Here is a 17,293-nt window from a genome sequence, read left to right as displayed (position 1 = left end):
GAACGAACCGATGAGCCGGGCGAACGGCACGCCGTACGCGCCCCACACCGACGCGGAAACCGCGGCGATGCTGGCGGAGATCGGCGTCGACGACGAGGAGGCGCTGTTCGACATCCCCGAGTCGGTCGCCTTCGACGGCGAGTTCGGCATCGAGCCGCGGACGGAACGCGAGATCCGCGACGAGTGCGCCCGAATGTTGAACCGCAACGACGACCTCACGGAGTTCCTCGGACGGGGACACTACGGCCACTACGTCCCGAGCGTCGTCGATCACCTCTCGGACCGCGCCGAGTTCCTCACGAGCTACACCCAGTACCAGCCGGAAGCGTCACAGGGGTTCCTCCAGGCGCTGTTCGAGTACCAGTCGATGCTGGTCGAGCTGACCGGTCTCGACGTCGCGAACTGCTCGATGTACGACGCCGCGACCGCGCTCGGCGAGGCCGCGACGCTCGCGGACCGCGTCCGTGCCACGTCCGGCGACGTCGTCCTCGTCCCCGAACAGCTCCGCGAGGGGAAACGGGCGGTGTTGGAGAACTACTGCGCGGGCGTCGGCCTGACCGTCGAGACGTATCCGATGGCCGACGGGACCGCCGACGTCGACGCCCTGGCCGACCGCGCCGGCGACGACGTCGTCATGCTGTACGCCGAGAGCCCGACCGTCCGCGGCTGTATCGAGGAGCGGCTCGCGGCAATCGGTGACCTCGCCGGCGAGACGGACGCGCTGTTCGCGCTCGGCTCCGACGTCGTCGCGCTGTCGGTGTTACAGTCGCCGGAAGCGGTCGGGGCCGACGTCGTCGTCGGCGAGGCCGGCGCGCTCGGCCTGCCGACCAGCTACGGGATGGGACTGGGGATCTTCGCCTGTAGCGACGAGTTCCTGCGGCAGGTGCCCGGCAGGCTCGTGGGCGCGAGCGAGGACGCGAACGGCGACCGCGCGTACACGCTGACGCTCCAGACCCGCGAACAGCACATCCGCAAGGAGCGAGCCACCTCGAACATCTGTACGAATCAGGCGTGGGTCGCGATCCGCGCGGCGATCCACGCGGCGACGCTCGGTCCGGACGGGCTCGTCGACCTCGCGAACGACTGCGTCCGCGAGGCCGAGGCGCTCGCGACGCGGATCGACGACTGCTCCGGCGCCGCGGCCCCTGTCCACGACCGCCACCACTTCCGGGAGTTCGCGGTGCGCGTCGACCAGCCGGCGGCGGCCGTCGCCGAGGAGTTAGAGGCCGAGGGGTTCGCGGTCCACGCGATCGGCGACCACCTGCTTCAGGTCTGCGTCACCGACCTGAACGCCGGGCGGGCGGACGGCCTCGTCGCCGCCTTCGAGGAGGTGCTGTAGATGATCCACGACCAGGCGAACTACGAGCGCGAGGCGGAGGACGTCCGGGAGCCGCTGCTCTCGGAGAAGGGCCAGGAGACGGTCGACGTGCGTGAGGACTCCCCGCTACCCGACGACCTGACCCGGGAGGCGCTGACGCTCCCGAACCCCTCGGAGCCGGAGACGGCGCGCCACTACACCCGGCTCTCGCAGATGAACTGGGCGATCGACGCGGGCCCGTACCCGCTGGGGAGCTGTACGATGAAGTACAACCCCAAGTTCACCGAGGACGTGGCGGCCGACCCGAACGCAGCGGTCCACCCCGACCGCTCCGCGCGCTCGGCCCAGGGAACCTTAGCGCTCCAGTACCGGCTCCAAGAGGTGCTGGCCGACATCGGCGGCATGGACGCCGTCACGCTCCAGCCGCCCGCGGGCGCCGCCGGGGAGTTGACCGGAATCCTCGTGGCGAAGGCGTACCACGAGCATCACGGCAACGACCGCTCGGAGGTCGTGATCCCGGCGTCGGCGCACGGGACGAACTTCGCGACCGCCGCGACCGCCGGCTACGACGTGGTCGAACTCCCCTCCGGCGAGGACGGCCGAGTCGACCTCGAGGCGCTGGAGGCGGCCGTGAGCGACGACACCGCCGCCTTGATGCTCACGAACCCGAACACGGTCGGACTCTTCGAGCGCGACATCACCGAGATCGCCGAGATCGTCCACGACGCCGGCGGCCTGCTCTACTACGACGGCGCGAACCTCAACGCGCTGCTCGGCCGCGGCCGCCCCGGCGACATGGGGTTCGACGTGATGCATTACAACGTCCACAAGACGTTCGCGACGCCACACGGCGGCGGGGGTCCCGGCGCCGGGCCGGTCGGCGTCGTCGACGAGTTGGCGCCGTTCCTCCCGACGCCGCGAGTCCGAGAGGCGGACGACGGCGGTGGTTACGAGCGCTTCGAACCGAGTCACACCATCGGCAAGGTCCACGGCTTCGCCGGCAACTGGCTCGTGTTGATCAAGGCGTACGCGTACATCGCCCGCCTCGGGGACGAGGGGCTGTCGGACGCCGCCGCGAAGGCCGTTCTCAACGCCAACTACCTCGCCGAGCGGATCGACTTAGAGGTGCCCTTCGGCCCCTTCCACCACGAGTTCGCGGCGACCGCGGGCGACCGCGACGCGGCCGACGTCGCCAAGCGGATGCTGGACTTCGGCGTCCACCCGCCGACAACGAAGTGGCCCGAGATGGTCCCGGAGGCGATGCTGACGGAGCCGACGGAGATCGAGGGGCGGTCGTCGCTCGACGACCTCGCCGAGGCGTTCAACCTCGCGTACGCCGACACCGACGCGGCGCTCGACTCCGCACCGACCCGGACCGCCGCCGCCCGGATCGACCAGGTCGGCGCCGCGCGGGACCCGCGGCTCTCGTGGCAGGCGCTCGACGGAGAGTAGGACGGTCGGCGTCCGAAGGCGGTCGACCGCGTCAGGGCTCGGTCGCCGCGGACCGAACGGGTTCCTCGCGGTCGCTCGCGTCGAGCTCGTCGGCGTCGTCGACGTCGAACTCCCCTTCGTCGAGGGGTGGCTCCTCGGGGGGCGCGGTCTCGGCCGTCACCGCGTCTCCGACGTCCGCCCCCGAGGCGAACGCCCCCTCGCCGTCAACGAACCGGCGCATCACCCGCCCCTCGGCGCGGTGGAGCGTCTCGCTACAGGTCGATTTCGCGATCTCGTTGGCCTCGGCCAGTTCGGTGAGGGTACACCGTCGCGGCGTGTCGTAGTACCCCGCCCGGACCGCCTCGAAGACGAGTTCGCGCTGCGCCTCCGTGAGCGTCCGATCCGGGTCGCCGGCGTCGGTCGCGGCGACACCGACCGTCACGCCGTCGCCCGTGAGCCGCCGCCCGAACGCCTCGATCCGGTCGCGGTCGCCGACGACCGTCACGGTGGCGCGCCCGTCGACGACTTCCACCGTCGACTCGATCGGTAAGCCGACCGCCCGCGCCGCCGGGAGGTATACGGGGGCGCGCCCGGCGACCCGGAGCGTGCGAACCTCGCCGCGGCGCTCGACCGTCGTCGCGCGCTCGACCGCCTCGTGATCGCGAAGGGCGTCCTCGGCGCGGTCCCTCTCGGTGCCGGCGACGAGGACGGTCGCGATCGCCTCCGGGTCGTCGTCGGCCGTCTGCCGGGTGTTGCCACCGGTCGCGCTCGAATCGACGCCGACCGCGATCGTCTCCGCGACCCGGAGCGTCGCCGGGGGGACGCTTCGGGAGACGTCACCGAGCCACGACCCGGTCGGGAGGTCGAGTCGCAGGTCGGTCCGGCTCATCGCTTCCACCTCGGTTCGCCCGGCGGATCGCCCGTCCCGACGGTCGCTGGTGCGCGCATCTCACGTCCGGGTACGGCGGCGGTCCCCCTCGGTGTACCCCTTCATACGTTTCGAACCTAAATACCCCGCCGCGACCGCAGGACCGAAGTCCCCGGCGCGCGAGCGCGCGTTCATGGAGACGACGGACGCGTTCATCGGCCTGACCTGCGTCGACTGCGAGGAGACGTTCGACGCGGCGGCGGCGACGCACCGCTGTCCCGACTGCGGCGGGATCCTCGACCCCGACTACGACTACGACCGGGTCGACCTGACCCCGGCGACGCTCGACGCCCGTCCCGACGGGTCGATGTGGCGGTACGCCGAGCTGCTCCCGTTCCCGGCCGAGACGGCGGTGTCGCTCGGGGAGGGCGCGACGCCGCTCGTGGAGTGCCCGGCGCTGGCGGACGCGATGGGGGTCGGCCGCGTCTTCCTGAAAGACGAGGGCGCGAACCCGACTGGCACGTTCAAGGACCGGGGGCAGGCGGCCGCGATGACGGCCGCGCGCGAACACGGCGCGAGCGAGGTCGCGCTGAACAGCGCCGGCAACGCGGGGCAGGCGGCCGCGGCGTACGCGGCGCGCGCGGACCTGGACGCGCACGTGTTTCTCCCCTCGCGGGCGGGGTTCACGCAGAAGGCGATGACGGAGGTCCACGGCGCGGACCTGACCGTCACCGACCCCGTCGACGGGAACTCGCAGATCGGCGACGCCGGAAAGGCGTACGCCGAGGCGATGGACGAGCACCCCGAGTGGTACTCGACGAAGACGTTCGTCACGCCGTACCGCCACGAGGGGAAGAAGACGATGGCGTTGGAGCTGCTGGCGCAGCTCGACTGGGAGGTCCCCGACGGGGTCGTCTACCCGACCGGCGGCGGCGTCGGCCTCGTCGGGATGCACAAGGCCGCCCGCGAGGCGCGCGACCTCGGGTGGACCGACGAACTCGTCCCGATGTACGCCGCGCAGGCCGCGGGCTGTGCCCCGGTCGTCCGAGCCTACGAGTCGGGGGCGGAGAGACACGAGCCCCTCGACGACGACGAGGTCGACACGGCCTGTAACGGGATCGCGATCCCGGATCCCGGCGCGAGCGGCCTCATCCTGGAGGCGATCCGCGAGTCCGACGGCGGGGCGGTGGCGACGACGGACCGCGAGATCCTCGACGCCGCGATCGAGGTCGCGCGGGCGGAGGGGCTGGAGGTCGGCGCCACCTGCGCCGCCGCCGTCTCGGGCGCGTTCGCGCTCGCGGAGTCCGGCGAGTTCGGGCCGGACGACACCGTCGTTCTGTTGAACACCGGCGCCGGCAACAAGGACGTGGACGCGCTCCGCGCGCACCTCGGCGAGCGCGAGGCCGAGGCGGAGGCGAACGAGTAGGAGCGAGGACTCGAACCGGAACCACTACGGCGACCGGTCGCCACCCCTCGCGCATGGAACTCGGCGTCATCGGGCTCGGTCGGATGGGGCAGATCGTCGCGGACCGGTCGCTTTCGGCGGGCCACGACGTGGTCGCGTTCGACCTCTCGGCGGAGGCGACCGCGACGGCGGCGGAGAACGGGGCGGAGCCGGCCGACTCGGTCGCGGACCTGTGTGACCGGTTGGACGACGGCGGGGGAGACGGCGGCGGCAAGCGCATCTGGCTGATGGTGCCCGCGGGCGACGCCGTCGACGCCACGCTCGCGGACCTGGAACCGCACCTCGACGGCGACGACGTCGTCGTCGACGGCGGCAACTCGCAGTTCCGGGAGTCAGTCCGGCGCGCCGAGGAGACGGACGCGGCGTACCTCGACTGCGGCACCTCCGGCGGGCCCGCGAGCGCGGAGGCGGGCTTCTCGCTGATGGTCGGCGGCCCGGCGTGGGCCTACGAGGCGATGGTCCCGGTGTTCGACGCGGTCGCGACCGGGCCCGACGGCCACGACCGCATGGGCGAGTCGGGCGCCGGCCACTACGTGAAGATGGTCCACAACGGCGTCGAGTACGCGCTGATGCAGGCGTACGGCGAGGGGTTCGAGCTGCTCACCGAGGGCCGGTACGACCTCGACCTGGAGACCGTCGCGCGGACGTGGAACAACGGCGCCGTGATCCGGTCGTGGCTGCTGGAGCTCTGCGAGGAGGCGTTCCGCGAGGAGGGGTCGGACCTGGGCGACGTGGCCGACCACGTCGCGGGCGGCTCGACGGGCACCTGGACGGTTCGGGAGGCGCTCGAACAGGAGGTCCCCGTGCCGATCATCTATCAGGCGCTCGCGGAGCGGTTCGACTCGCGAAACGAAGGGCGCTTCTCGCGGCGGCTCGCGAACCGGCTCCGGTACGGGTTCGGCCGTCACGAGGTCGCGCGGCGGTCCGGAGAGGAGTAGGAGCGGACGACCGAAACGGTTCCTTCGTCTGAGTAGCAGGATCGGTCACGTCCGAGAAAGGCTTATGTACTGTCGTGGTAGAGTCTGACACGCATAGAATGTTCGAGCGATTCTCGAGCGGCTACTACCTTGGGGAACTGTACGTGGAACCCCGCGACGGCGAGCGCGCCGTCATCCGGCGGGCGGACCACGAACGCGTCAACGAGCAGCTGTACGCGGACGGCGAGGGCGTCGAGCGGCTCGACGCCCCGCTCGTCATGAAGGTCGACGGCGGCCACATCCCGGTCGGCGGCGACGACGACGTACCGAGCGGCACGCTCGCGATTCCCCAGGAGCTCGCCGACGAGACGCTCCCGGACCGGAAGAACGTCCTCCTAGCGGACGCGGACCGCGCCGAGACGCTCCTTCGGTGGGAGGGGTGGGAGCCGTACGTGAACGCGTAAGGCGACGGGGAAGGCCCCGGTTCGATGTCGACGTTGGCCGGCACGTGCGAGCGGGGAGTTCGATTCCGGGAGCCAACACCGCCGAAACCGGTTCCGCTGAAGTTCTCAGACACGGATAAGGGTCAGCTACTGAATACGGGGTTCAAGCGCGTGGCAGCGACTTTCGCTGCCGGGTGGTAGGCACCGAATACTAATCGAGACCGCCTCGTGATCGACGCGTATGACCGCATCGGCTAGCACCGCTTTTCAGCTGTACAGCGTTCGGTCGGATTCGGATTCCCTCCCTGATCTCGTTCGTCGCGTCGCGGCAGGCGGATACGACGGCGTCGAGTTCGCCCAGCGGTTTCAGGAGGAGCCGCCCGACGCTATCGCTGCCGCACTCGACGAAACCGGGCTCGTTCCGGTCGCGGTCCACGCTGACCTCTCGACTATCGAGGACGCTCTCACCGGTGAGAGTGACCTGTTGGAGCGGTGTGCGATCGTCGGCTGTGACCGACTCGTCGTCGCCCACCCCGACTCGGCGCACTTTCACACCCGTGAGTCCGTTCGCGCGCTCGCGGACCGACTGAACGACGCGGCGGCGGCGCTCGACGACCGAGGGCTGGAACTGGGGCTCCACAACGACCGCCGGTGGACGCGTCCGTTGCTACCGGGCGGTGTCGAGGCGCTTATCGACGCGACGCCGGCACCTGACGGAGCGGCCGACTACCTCCAGACGGCGGGGCGGCGACTCCGGACTCGAAACGCGGGCACAGTCCCTCGCGGCACCCCCCTCCGGCTGCTCGCGGAGACGGATCCCCGGTCCGTCTGGTTCGAACTCGAGGTCGCCGAGCTCCGTGCCGGGGGCGTTGCGCCGACCGAGGCGCTGTCGTTGCTCAGCGACCGGGTGGAGCTGCTCCATCTCCGCGACCTGGCTCCGGGCTCCGGTCTCGGGGAGTTCGAGCACGTTCCACACGGTGACGGGGTAGTGGACATGAAACGCGTGCTCGAAGCCGCGAGCGTCGCCGCCGTCGAGTGGGTCGTCTACGAGAACGAACTCGACACGCCCCCCGAGGAGAAAATCGACGCCGGGAGGCGATTCTTCGATCGGACGCTCGGAGAGTGACCCGCGACGACCGATCTCACCAACCGAACGGAAGCGACTCGACCGCGATACCGTATTTAACAACGTATCGACGCGACCGAGACGAATCGAGTTCCCGATCGGCGACGCCACTCGTTGCTTGAATTCCCCGTACTGAGTGATCAGTTCCCGCGTAGCCCTGCCTCGTTTTGTAACACATTCGCGCTCCGTGTTCAGCGCGTCCTCGGAGAGGTGACTTCGACGGAGCCCGAACTCCGACCGCGATGACGCTACGCGCCACGGGCAGCCGACGACTCCGCCGCCGCCGCCCTCGCAGGCGCTCCGGCCGCCGGAGGCGGTCACTCGGAGGCGTGCGCCACCGCACGGCACTGCGGTGTGGGTTCCCGGTCGCGTCGTCGCCGCAGACGCACCTTTTAGGTCGCGGGAGAGCGCGGATTCGGTATGATCGACAAGCTGCTCGGCCGCGCCGAGCTGAAAGAGCGGATCGAGGAGCTCGAAGCGGAGAAGCGCCACCTCGAGCGCCGCGCCGAGGCCGAGGAGGAGCGCCGGTCCGACGCGGTCGCCGACCGTCAGCGTGCCGAGGAGCGCGTCAACGAACTCGAACACCGGATCGAGTCGTTAGAGGAGCGCCTCGATCGGACTGAGGGCACCGATGAGTCCGTCGAGTTCCGACGCGTGAGCGACCTCGGCGGCCCGCGGCTGGCAGACGCGCTCGACCGGTTCCGGGCGGTCGAGAGCGACGGCCCCGAGGGACTCCTCACCGCGTTCGTCCCCGGCCCTGACTCGGTGCCCGAGACCGTCAGCGACTGGTTCGGTGACCGTACGGCACTGGTCCGGCGCGCTGCGCCGGCGGTCGTCCTCGCCGACGACACCGGGGCGGTGAGCGCCGCGCTGACGCCGGCTGTCGCGCCGGACCCCTTCGACGCGTGGAGCGACCGCTTCCGGCTCGACGACGCGTGGTTCCGGCCGACCGGGCGGTTCGCGTTCGGGCTGGTCCGGGCGGACACGTTCGCGCTCGGCACCTACGAGGGCGGCGAGCGGGTCGCGTACGAGGGGTTCACCTCAGACGTGAAAGAGGCTCACTCGAAGGGCGGCTTCTCGCAGGGGCGCTTCGAGCGGCGCCGCGAGGGGCAGATCGACGACCACCTCGACCGGGCGAACGAGGCGCTCGCTGGGGTCGAGAACGTCGACCGCACGATAGTCGTCGGCGAGCGCAGCGTGTTGGGGCGGGTTCGCGACCACGCCGACGTCACCGACGTGTCGGACGCCACCGGGAACCCGAAAGCGGCCCTCGAGGACGCGTTCCGCGACTTCTGGACCGGCAGGCTACACGCGATCTGACACCACGTCGGCCACCTTCGACCGGGCTCGCTCAACCGGGAGACGCACCCGATAGCTCACCAGGATCCACAGATATCCGTCGGTTCGCCGCCGGTAAGCACTGAATACCTTTGAAATTGGATAGCACACTGACGAACGGAGGGAACGTCACTCGCTCCCCCTCCCCCCTCTTTTTCGCGGGTTTTCGACGCTTCCGTCGGTCCGACTCCGCGCCGTGTTCCGACGGTTCGGGCGAACGGTGAAGAACGGCCATATATCGGCGACGCGCGTTGTGCGTCCACGACACGGTCGGCCTCGAGCCCCTCGGTTCGGTCGGTCGTCGTCGCCTCGCTCGTCGCAGTCCTGCTCGTCACCGCGTTGCCGGTCGGCGGCGCGAGCGACGACGGGGTGCCCGGGTTCGGTCTCGTGCCGGCCGTGGTCGCGCTGCCGACGGCCGCGGGGCCGTTCGGGCGGTTCGAGCGGAGCGGTTAGGGAGCGCGGGCGGAGCGGTTAGGGAGCGCGGGCGGAGCGGTCGGAGGGTACGGACGGCGCGGTTAGAACGGCGCCTCGGGCCCCTCGTCCGTCCCGTCATTCTCGGCCTGCGACTCCGCTCCCGCCGTCACCAGCTCGCCGACCTCGCGCTCCCACGCCTCGATCCCGCCGCGGAGGCTCTCGACGCGCGCCTCCCGTGTCCCCTCGTAGCTGCCGATCAGCTGGGCGGCCTGCCGGCTGGCGACGCCGTGCGGGCAGACGGTGACGATCCGGTCGGCGTCGTCGAGTTCGGCGACCCGGCTCGTCAGTTCGGGGAACGGGATACACTCGCTGTCGGGGAGGTGCCCCCGGTCGAACGCGCGCTGGTCGCGGATGTCGACGATACGAAGCGGCTCGTCGACGGACCCGTCGCCCCGCTCCGACAGCAGCGACGACAGCTCCTCGGGGTCGATTTCGCCGTCCATCAGGGGAGCGGAGCGAGGCTGGCCGTGAGCACGGCTCGCTCGTCGGTGTCGTTGCGCGCGCCGTGGACCGCGCCCCGCTCGTTCTCCACCACCGCGGGTGCCGCGAGCGCCGACTCCTCGTCGTCGCGGATCACGGTCGGTTCGCCCTCTACCACGTGAAACACGTTCGTGGCGTCGGCGTGTTCGTGCGGGTCGACCGCCGCCTCGGGACCGAGGACGAACGCCTTCACGAGCACGTCGTCGGTGACGACGAGTTCCGCCGTCTCGACCTCGCCGGGTGCCGGGTCGAGACCGGAGACCGCCGCCGCGTAGCTGTCGAGCGTCATACCGGTGTCTCGCGCGGGACGGTGAAAAGTCGCGCGCTCGGGCGTCAGTACGACGGCGACTCCTCGGGCTCGCCGTCGCGCGCGTTGGCGACCCGACCGAGGGTGAAGAGGAGGTCCGAGAGCCGGTTGAGGTAGGTGACGACGGCCTCGTTAATCGGTTCCGAGCGCGCGAGGTCGACGACGCGGCGCTCCGCCCGTCGCACCACGGCGCGCGCGTGGTGGAGCGCGGCCCCCGCCTCGCCGCCGCCGGGCAGGACGAACGATGTGAGCGGCTCCAGCTCCTCGTCGAACGCGTCGATGTGGGCCTCCAGCCGCTCGGTGTGTTCGCTCTCGACCTGCGGGTCGTCCGGGTCGGGATCGGGGTTCGCGAGGTCGGCCTGGACGACGTGGAGGTGATTTTGGACCGTTTCCAGCAGGTCGTCGAGGTCGTCGTGGCCCGTGGGGCGGACCGTGCCGAGCAGCGCGTTCGCCTCGTCGACGGAGCCGTACGCCTCGATCCGGTGACTCGACTTCGACACCCGGCTCATGTCCCGGAGGTCGGTCTCGCCCTCGTCGCCGCGGCCGGTGTAGATGCTCATTGAAGGGTTCTCTCGACGTACTCGACGATGTTCGCGCTCTCCGCCATTGTCACGCCCCGCTCCTCGTCGACGAGGACCGGGACGCCGCGCTGGCCGCTGACGCGCTTGACCTCGTTCCGCTCGGAGTGGAGCGCCTCCACCCACTCGGTCTCGTACTCGACGCCCGCCTCGTCTAAGGCGTCGGTCGCCTTCTCGCACCACGGACACCCGTCGAGGGCGTACAGTCGAACGTTCATACCGATCGATCCGTCCGCGCCGTCAAGAAGGTGTGCGTCCGGATCGGCTCGGCGGGTCGATCCGGGAGCGGTCCCCCGCGACCGCCTCAGAGGTCGTGGTACGACTCCATCCCGGCCCGGTGTTCCTCGGGGATCGGCGCCGGCTTCCCGGTGTCGGGGTCCAGCGAGACGAGCGTCGCCTCGGCCGCCGCGGCGACCGCGTCACCGACCCGGACCTCGTGGGTCATCGTCGCGCTCGACCGCCCGAGGTCCGCCACGTCGACGGTGACCGTGACCTCGCCGTCAGCGAGTTCGACGGGGGACCGGAAGTCGATCGATATCGACGCCAGCACGGTCGACGCCCGCGAGATGTCGACATCGAGCACGTCGCGGAAGTACCGCGTCCGCGCCTGTTCGATGTACGTCGCGTAGACGGCGTTGTTGACGTGGCCCATCGCGTCGATGTCGCGGAACCGCACGTCGATGTCCGCGGTGTACGTTCCCATATTCGACCCACTGACGGCGACCGTATGTAGGCGTCGGGATCGGAGCGGTGACTCGACAACGTATAAAAACGAGACGCGCCTACGACGAACGCATGGACAACGGCGCGATAGACGACGTCGACAGGGCGATCCTGTACGCGCTACAGGCGGACGCCCGAAACACGTCGTCCGGGGACATCGCGGAGCGGACCGGCACCTCGGACAGCACCGTCCGCAAGCGCATCCGGCGCCTCGAGTCCGACGGCGTGATCAAGGGGTACAGCGCCAGCGTCGACTACCAGCGGTCGGGGTACCCGCTCCGGATGCTGCTCTACTGCACCGCGTCGATACCGGAGCGCGGCGAACTCATCCCCGACATCCTCGACATCGACGGCGTCGTGTCGGTCCAGGAGCTGGTGACCGGCGAGCAGAACCTCCTCGTGACCGTCGTCGGCGAGTCGGACAGCGACATCACGCCCGTGGCGCAGGCCCTCCTCGACATGGGCGTCACCGTCGCCGACGAGGTGCTCGTGCGGACCCACGAGACGACCCCGTTCGGTAGGTTCGACGCGGAGCGTCACGACGAGGAGTGAGGCCTCCTCCGTCGGCGTCGGTCAGGCCACGACCCGCTCAACGTCCAGCCCGGTCGCCCGCCGGACGACCGCACTGACCGGATCGTCCGACCCGGACAGGTTGTCCGAGTCGCCGTCGAGGACGACGAGCGCCGCCCGCCGACCGGGCTCGACGACGCCGCAGTCGAGGCCGGCGATCTCCGCCCCTGCGGCGGTGGCCATCCGCAACGCCTCCCGGTCGGTCACGTCGAACCGCTTCGCCGTGTACGCCATCTCCCGGAACATCGACGGCTGATTCAGCATGGCGTTGTCCGTCCCGAGCGCGACCGTCGCGTGGTCGAGCAGTTCGCGAACCGGCGGTTCCCCCACGTCGAGGACCGCGTTCGCGCGCGGACAGACCGCGACCGGGACCGACCGGTCCGCGACCCGTTCCAAGTGCTCCCGCCCGGCGTGGACCATGTGAACGAGGAGGTCCGGGTCGAGGTCGAGCGCCGGGTGGATGTCGGTCGCGTCCGGTTCGCCCGCGTGGATCGCGAACGGCCGGTCGCGCTCCTCGCAGGCGGCGCGCTCCGCGGCGAAGTCGCCGTCGTTCGCGCCGGACGCGCCGTAGCCGTCGGCGACGTCGAGGACGGACGGGTCGCCGCTCCCGAAGATGAACGGGTCGACCCCCGTCTCCGCGGCCGCCTCGCGGAGCGCCCGCGCCCCGGCACGCCCCGATTCGCGGAAGTCCAGGGCGGAGACGGTGCCGGTCCGCCGCATGAACCGGAGGGTCCGGCGCATCGCCGACACCAGTTCCTCGCGGTCGGCGGCCGCCAGCCGGCGGTGTTTCAGGCTGTCCGGCGGCACCACCGCCTCCTCGAGCGACAGGCCGACGGCCGCCTCCTTCGCGACCGAGTCGCCGAGGTGGGTGTGCGCGTTGACGAACGCCGGCAGCACGATGTCCGTCGAGTCGGTGTCCGCCTCCTCGACCGCCTCGATCCGTCCGTCCTCGACGACGACGCGTCCCCGAATCGGGTCGAACGACTCGCCGGCGAGGACGGTTCCCGAGAGCGTCTCCATACCGTCCCTGCGAACTCGGGGACGATATGAGTTCCTGAGTGGCGACGGCGAACGACGCGCGAGTCTCGCCGCTGCGAGGAGAGCGAGGGCCGGCGGGTCGCCCGCCACTCCTCGGCCCCGCAGAAACATAATGTTCTATAATTCGCAATTTACGAACGATTTGTGAATAAAGACAAGTTTAATACCCGGAGTGTTCTCAGGTGGTGTAGAGAGCGACCGAAATCGGATCTGAACTCGTTTCGGATTCCGGAACCGGTCGCACAACGGATCGACCGATGTCAGGACGCACCTCGAAACCGACGGTCGGAGCGCTCCGGGAGGCGGCGAACGCGTCGTCCGCTCCCGTCGTACTAACGCGGCTCGCGTGGGCGCTGTTCGCCGCGAGCGTCGTCGCGCTCGTCGCCCGACTCCGACTCGACGGGGCGTGGGAGGTCCCCGGCGCCGTCGCCGTCGACGGACTGACCGTCCTGCTGTGGGTCGTCGTGACGTTCTTCAGCGGGATCGTCCACAGCTATTCGCGCCGCTACATGGCCGGGAGCGCCCACGAGACTGAGTTCTTCCTCGGGGTCTTCGGGTTCACGCTCGCCGTGATGGCGCTCGTCGCGGCCGACCACCTCGCGCTGTTCTGGTGCTTCTGGCTGGCGATGGGGCTCCTGATGGCCCGGCTCGTCGGCACCGTCGACGGCTGGCCGCAGGCCCGGGCCGCCGCGGGCGTCGCCCGCCGGCACTTCCTCGCCAGCAGCGCGCTCCTCGGCGTGGCGCTGACGGCGCTGTGGTGGGCGACCGGCGAGACGACCATATCGGGTATCGCCGCGAGCGCCGACGGCCTCGGCGGGCCCGCGTGGCTCGTCGCGGGCGTCGCGCTCGTCCTCGCGGCGATGATCCAGTCGGCGCTCGTCCCGTTCCACGGCTGGCTGCTCTCCTCGATGACCGCCCCCACGCCGGCGTCGGCGCTGATGCACGCGGGGTTCGTCAACGCGGGCGGAGTCCTGCTGACTCGCTTCGCGCCCGTCGTGACCGCCGAGACCGCGCTCATGCTCGGTATCGCGGTCGTGGGCGCGGCGAGCGCCCTGGCCGGGAAGCTACTCAAAACGGTCCAGCCGGACGTCAAGACCGAACTGGGCTGCTCGACCGTCGGACAGATGGGGTTCATGATACTCCAGGCCGGCCTCGGCTTCTTCGGCGCCGCGATCACGCACCTGATCGTCCACGGCTTTTATAAGGCGTACCACTTCCTCAGCGCGGGCGAGGAAGTCGAACACACCGGTCCGACCGGAGAGGACCTCCCCGGGACGGGCTTCGCGGGCGCGGTCGTCGTCCTGCTGACCGCGCTGGCCGGCGGCGCGACGTTCGCGCTCCTGACCGGGAAGGGAACGAGCGTCGACGGCGGACTGCTGCTCGCGTCGCTCGTCGCGCTCACGACGCTCCACGCGGCCCGGAGCGCGGTCAGACGCACCGGCCTGCCGGCGACGGCGCGCTACGGCGCGGTCCCGCTGGTCTTCCTCCCGGCCATCGCGGGCTACGCGCTCGTCTACGAGGCCGTTTCGAGCGTCCTCTCGGGGGTCCCGGTGGTCTCCGCACCGACCGAACTGACCGCGCTTCACGCGGTCGTCGCCGTCGCCTTCCTCGCGGCGTACGTCGCGATCGAGACCGGGGTGTACGAGCGGAGCGAACGCCTCTACGTCGCGCTGTTGAACGCGGGCCAACCCGCCCCGGACACCGTCTTGACCGCCACGGAGGAGTACGATGAGCACTGAACGCGCTATCGAGGACCGCGTCGACGAGGCCGCGACCGCCGTCGGATCGGTGTGGCCGATCCACTCGTTCGTGACCGCGAACCCCCTCTCCGGCTTCGAGGACCTCCCGTTCCCCGAGGCCGTCGAGCGGGCGTCCGACCGCCTCGGGGGCCGCGGCTATCCGAGTCCGGAGACGTTCCGGGCGGCCCTCGACGAGGGGCGGATCGACCGCGACCGCCTCGACTCGGAACTGACCGAGCGGGGCTACGAAGCCGACCCGGAGAGCCTGCTGGCGCGGGCGGAGACCGCCGCCGAGCCGGAACCGTCAAGCGCCGCGGAGGCGGCGGACTCCCGGAACGCCGCCGACGAGGCGGGCCCCGCCGACGCCGAGCGCGTCGACCGCGTGCTGACGAAGTGGCTGTCGGTGTTCCTCGACGAGGGGCGGGCTCAGTGGTCGATGCCGAACCGCGAGGACGGGTTCTACGACGCCTTCCGGTCGGTGGCCGCGTACGACGACGAGGTTCCCGACGGGGGCCTCGTCACCGATCTGCCGGACTCACCGATCGAAGCGATCGAGTCCGCGCTGGAGTCGCACCCCGAGGGGCGGTGGAACTCCGTCTTCGAAGCGCAGTTCGCGGCGCTGCCCGGATGGACCGGCCTGCTCAAACGCCGTGCCGACGACGGCGGCGCGTGGCAGTCCGCGTACCCGATCACGCCGGAAGGGTACCTCGCGGTGCGGCTCGCGCTGGCCGACGCCTTCGACGTCGACGTCGCGCCGCCGACCGAGTCGGGCGACGCGGCGACCGGAGCGTGTGAGGCGCCGACCGAGGGGAGCGACGGAATCGCCGAGGCGTTCCTGAGCGCGTGGGAGGCCACGTACCGCGGTGAGCTCGTCGGCCGGGTCGCCGCGGAGAGCGAGGCGCTCGACGACGGCGACGCCTCGGGTCGGCCGGCCGCCCAGTTGGTCTTCTGTATCGACACGCGCTCGGAGGTCATCCGCCGCCACGTCGAGGCGACCGGCGACTACGAGACGCACGGATACGCCGGCTTCTTCGGCGTTCCGATGGAGTACCGGGGATACGACTCCGAGGTCTCGGTCGACGCCTGTCCGCCCATCGTCGACGCGCAACACCGCGTCTCGGAGGTCCCGGTCGACGACGACGCGCGGGCGAGTCGCGACCGCCGGGCGGGCCTCCGCGAGGCCGCGGGCGAGGTGATCGAGACGCTGAAGTCGAACCCGGCCACCGCGTTCAGTTTCGTCGAGAGCGCCGGGAGCGGGTACGGGCTCGCGCTCGCGGCCCGCACGCTCGTGCCCGGTCGCGTCCGCGACCTGCTCGGCGGCGCGGACGACGCGGTGCCGGGCGACCACGAGTTCTGCGAGCCCGGCGTCCACGAGCACGACGACTCCGGCGAGGGGCTCCCGACGGGCCTGACCCGCGACGAGCGGGTCGAGTACGCCGCGACCGCGTTCGAGCTGATGGGGTTCGAAGAGTTCGCGCGGCTCGTCGTCTTCACCGGTCACGCGGCGGAGACGGCGAACAACCCCTACGACTCCAGCCTCGACTGCGGCGCCTGCGCCGGCAACCCCGGCGGCCCGAACGCCCGCGCCCTCGCCGCGATCTGTAACGACCCCGACGTGCGGGCGGGGCTGCGCGAGCGCGGGATCGACGTGCCCGACGACACCGTCTTCCTCGCCGCCGAACACAACACGACGACCGACGAGATCGAACTGTACGACGGCGATGTCCCGGACTCGCACGCCGCGGACCTCGACCGGCTGCGCGCGGACCTCGACGCCGCCCGCGAGGGCGCCGCCGCCGAGCGCACCGGGTCGGACGAGGGGACGCCGGCCGTTCGCGAGGCGGAGCGCCGCGCCGCCGACTGGGCCGAGGCGCGCCCCGAGTGGGGACTGGCCGGCAACGCCGGGTTCGTCGTCGGGCCCCGGGAGCTGACGAGCGGGCTCGACCTCGACGGGCGCGCGTTCCTCCACTCGTACGACTGGACGACCGACCCGGACGGCGACGCGCTCGAAGCGATCCTCGCGGGGCCGACCGTCGTCACCCAGTGGATCAACGCCCAGTACTACTTCTCGACGGTCGACAACGCGGCGTACGGAAGCGGGTCGAAGGTGACTCACAACCCGGTCGGCAACGTCGGCGTCTACCAGGGCAACGGCGGCGACCTGATGACCGGGCTTCCGCTCCAGTCGGTGATGGCCGACGCCGACGCCCCGTACCACCAGCCGCTCAGGCTCTCGGCGGTGATCCACGCGCCGGTGGACCGCGTCACCGAGGCCCTGCGCGACGCCGAGACGGTGACCGGGCTGCTGGACAACGACTGGCTCTCGCTGACGGTGATCGACCCGACGCGGGACCACCGCGCGTTCCACTACGAGGGCGACCTGGAGTGGGCGCCGGCGCCCGAGGCGACAGACGCGAGCGCCGAGCCGCGGACGGCGCCCGCCGTCGCCGACGACTGAGTCGGGAGGGTCCGGAACCG

The 17,293-nt window shown here is 71.0% G+C and carries 16 protein-coding genes and 1 pseudogene; 10 read left to right on the top strand and 7 right to left on the bottom strand.

From position 1 onward, the window contains the following. Window positions 1-10: 10 nt before the first annotated feature. Both gcvPA and gcvPB read left to right on the top strand, forming a co-directional pair. On the top strand, window positions 11-1,339 hold the full coding sequence (gcvPA, locus tag EXE42_RS02970) for an aminomethyl-transferring glycine dehydrogenase subunit GcvPA (protein ID WP_137705862.1): 1,329 nt from the start codon (window positions 11-13) through the stop codon (window positions 1,337-1,339). Beyond that, window positions 1,340-2,770 (top strand): aminomethyl-transferring glycine dehydrogenase subunit GcvPB, encoded by a 1,431-nt coding sequence (gene gcvPB, locus EXE42_RS02965; protein WP_092920390.1) that lies wholly within the window; start codon window positions 1,340-1,342, stop codon window positions 2,768-2,770. A 31-nt stretch (window positions 2,771-2,801) separates the two neighbouring features. Here gcvPB and EXE42_RS02960 read toward each other — a convergent pair whose 3' ends face one another. Then, window positions 2,802-3,638: a helix-turn-helix domain-containing protein gene (locus EXE42_RS02960; protein WP_137693637.1), complete on the bottom strand. Its 837-nt coding sequence runs from the start codon at window positions 3,636-3,638 to the stop codon at window positions 2,802-2,804. A 172-nt stretch (window positions 3,639-3,810) separates the two neighbouring features. Between EXE42_RS02960 and EXE42_RS02955 the strand changes: the two genes are divergently transcribed. The 5 genes and pseudogenes from EXE42_RS02955 to EXE42_RS02935 all read left to right on the top strand — a co-directional run bounded on the left by EXE42_RS02955 (window position 3,811) and on the right by EXE42_RS02935 (window position 8,888). Further along, window positions 3,811-5,043, top strand: a complete 1,233-nt coding sequence (locus tag EXE42_RS02955) for a threonine synthase (RefSeq protein WP_137705861.1) — start codon at window positions 3,811-3,813, stop codon at window positions 5,041-5,043. A gap of 35 nt (window positions 5,044-5,078) precedes the next feature. Then, a pseudogene (locus tag EXE42_RS02950) lies at window positions 5,079-6,020 on the top strand (NADP-dependent phosphogluconate dehydrogenase); the annotation flags it as partial. Window positions 6,021-6,118: 98 nt separating this feature from the next. After that, window positions 6,119-6,463, top strand: a complete 345-nt coding sequence (locus EXE42_RS02945; protein WP_092920386.1) for a DUF5802 family protein — start codon at window positions 6,119-6,121, stop codon at window positions 6,461-6,463. Between the two features lie 220 nt (window positions 6,464-6,683). Continuing rightward, window positions 6,684-7,568: a sugar phosphate isomerase/epimerase gene (locus tag EXE42_RS02940; RefSeq protein ID WP_137705859.1), complete on the top strand. Its 885-nt coding sequence runs from the start codon at window positions 6,684-6,686 to the stop codon at window positions 7,566-7,568. Between the two features lie 420 nt (window positions 7,569-7,988). Then, window positions 7,989-8,888 carry a Vms1/Ankzf1 family peptidyl-tRNA hydrolase gene (locus EXE42_RS02935; protein WP_092920384.1) on the top strand — a complete coding sequence of 300 codons (900 nt, stop codon included), beginning with the start codon at window positions 7,989-7,991 and terminating at the stop codon, window positions 8,886-8,888. A 533-nt stretch (window positions 8,889-9,421) separates the two neighbouring features. On the opposite strand, the gene EXE42_RS02930 is transcribed toward EXE42_RS02935, so the two are convergent. The 5 genes from EXE42_RS02930 to EXE42_RS02910 all read right to left on the bottom strand — a co-directional run bounded on the left by EXE42_RS02930 (window position 9,422) and on the right by EXE42_RS02910 (window position 11,448). Next, complete coding sequence (locus tag EXE42_RS02930; RefSeq protein ID WP_092920383.1) at window positions 9,422-9,823, bottom strand: rhodanese-like domain-containing protein; 402 nt, start codon at window positions 9,821-9,823, stop codon at window positions 9,422-9,424. Next, complete coding sequence (locus tag EXE42_RS02925; RefSeq protein WP_137693634.1) at window positions 9,823-10,149, bottom strand: cupin domain-containing protein; 327 nt, start codon at window positions 10,147-10,149, stop codon at window positions 9,823-9,825. Before EXE42_RS02925 ends, EXE42_RS02930 begins: the two co-directional genes overlap by 1 nt. A 44-nt stretch (window positions 10,150-10,193) precedes the next feature. After that, the gene (locus tag EXE42_RS02920) at window positions 10,194-10,727 is read right to left on the bottom strand and encodes a cob(I)yrinic acid a,c-diamide adenosyltransferase (RefSeq protein ID WP_092920381.1); all 534 of its coding nucleotides are present in this window, start codon (window positions 10,725-10,727) and stop codon (window positions 10,194-10,196) included. Next, the gene (locus EXE42_RS02915; RefSeq protein WP_092920380.1) at window positions 10,724-10,963 is read right to left on the bottom strand and encodes a glutaredoxin; all 240 of its coding nucleotides are present in this window, start codon (window positions 10,961-10,963) and stop codon (window positions 10,724-10,726) included. Before EXE42_RS02915 ends, EXE42_RS02920 begins: the two co-directional genes overlap by 4 nt. 86 nt (window positions 10,964-11,049) lie before the next feature. Further along, complete coding sequence (locus tag EXE42_RS02910; protein WP_092920379.1) at window positions 11,050-11,448, bottom strand: thioesterase family protein; 399 nt, start codon at window positions 11,446-11,448, stop codon at window positions 11,050-11,052. A gap of 92 nt (window positions 11,449-11,540) precedes the next feature. Between EXE42_RS02910 and EXE42_RS02905 the strand changes: the two genes are divergently transcribed. Further along, entirely contained in the window at window positions 11,541-12,020 is a 480-nt protein-coding gene (locus tag EXE42_RS02905) for an Lrp/AsnC family transcriptional regulator (RefSeq protein ID WP_092920378.1), read from the top strand. A 21-nt stretch (window positions 12,021-12,041) separates the two neighbouring features. Here EXE42_RS02905 and EXE42_RS02900 read toward each other — a convergent pair whose 3' ends face one another. Beyond that, entirely contained in the window at window positions 12,042-13,058 is a 1,017-nt protein-coding gene (locus tag EXE42_RS02900; protein WP_092920377.1) for an amidohydrolase family protein, read from the bottom strand. Between the two features lie 275 nt (window positions 13,059-13,333). Between EXE42_RS02900 and EXE42_RS02895 the strand changes: the two genes are divergently transcribed. Together EXE42_RS02895 and EXE42_RS02890 are read left to right on the top strand one after the other, a co-directional pair. Then, window positions 13,334-14,815, top strand: coding sequence for a proton-conducting transporter membrane subunit (locus tag EXE42_RS02895; protein WP_092920376.1), 1,482 nt, complete (start codon window positions 13,334-13,336; stop codon window positions 14,813-14,815). After that, window positions 14,805-17,273, top strand: coding sequence for a DUF2309 domain-containing protein (locus EXE42_RS02890; protein ID WP_092920375.1), 2,469 nt, complete (start codon window positions 14,805-14,807; stop codon window positions 17,271-17,273). The genes EXE42_RS02895 and EXE42_RS02890 overlap by 11 nt, the downstream gene beginning before the upstream one ends. The last annotated feature ends 20 nt before the right edge of the window (window positions 17,274-17,293 follow it).

Origin of the sequence: Halorubrum sp. SP3, from assembly GCF_005435195.1 — an archaeon.
In the GTDB taxonomy this organism is placed as follows: domain Archaea; phylum Halobacteriota; class Halobacteria; order Halobacteriales; family Haloferacaceae; genus Halorubrum; species Halorubrum sodomense.
The sequence above is the reverse complement of the archived record's forward strand: the minus strand, read 5'-3'. Positions and strand labels throughout refer to the sequence as shown.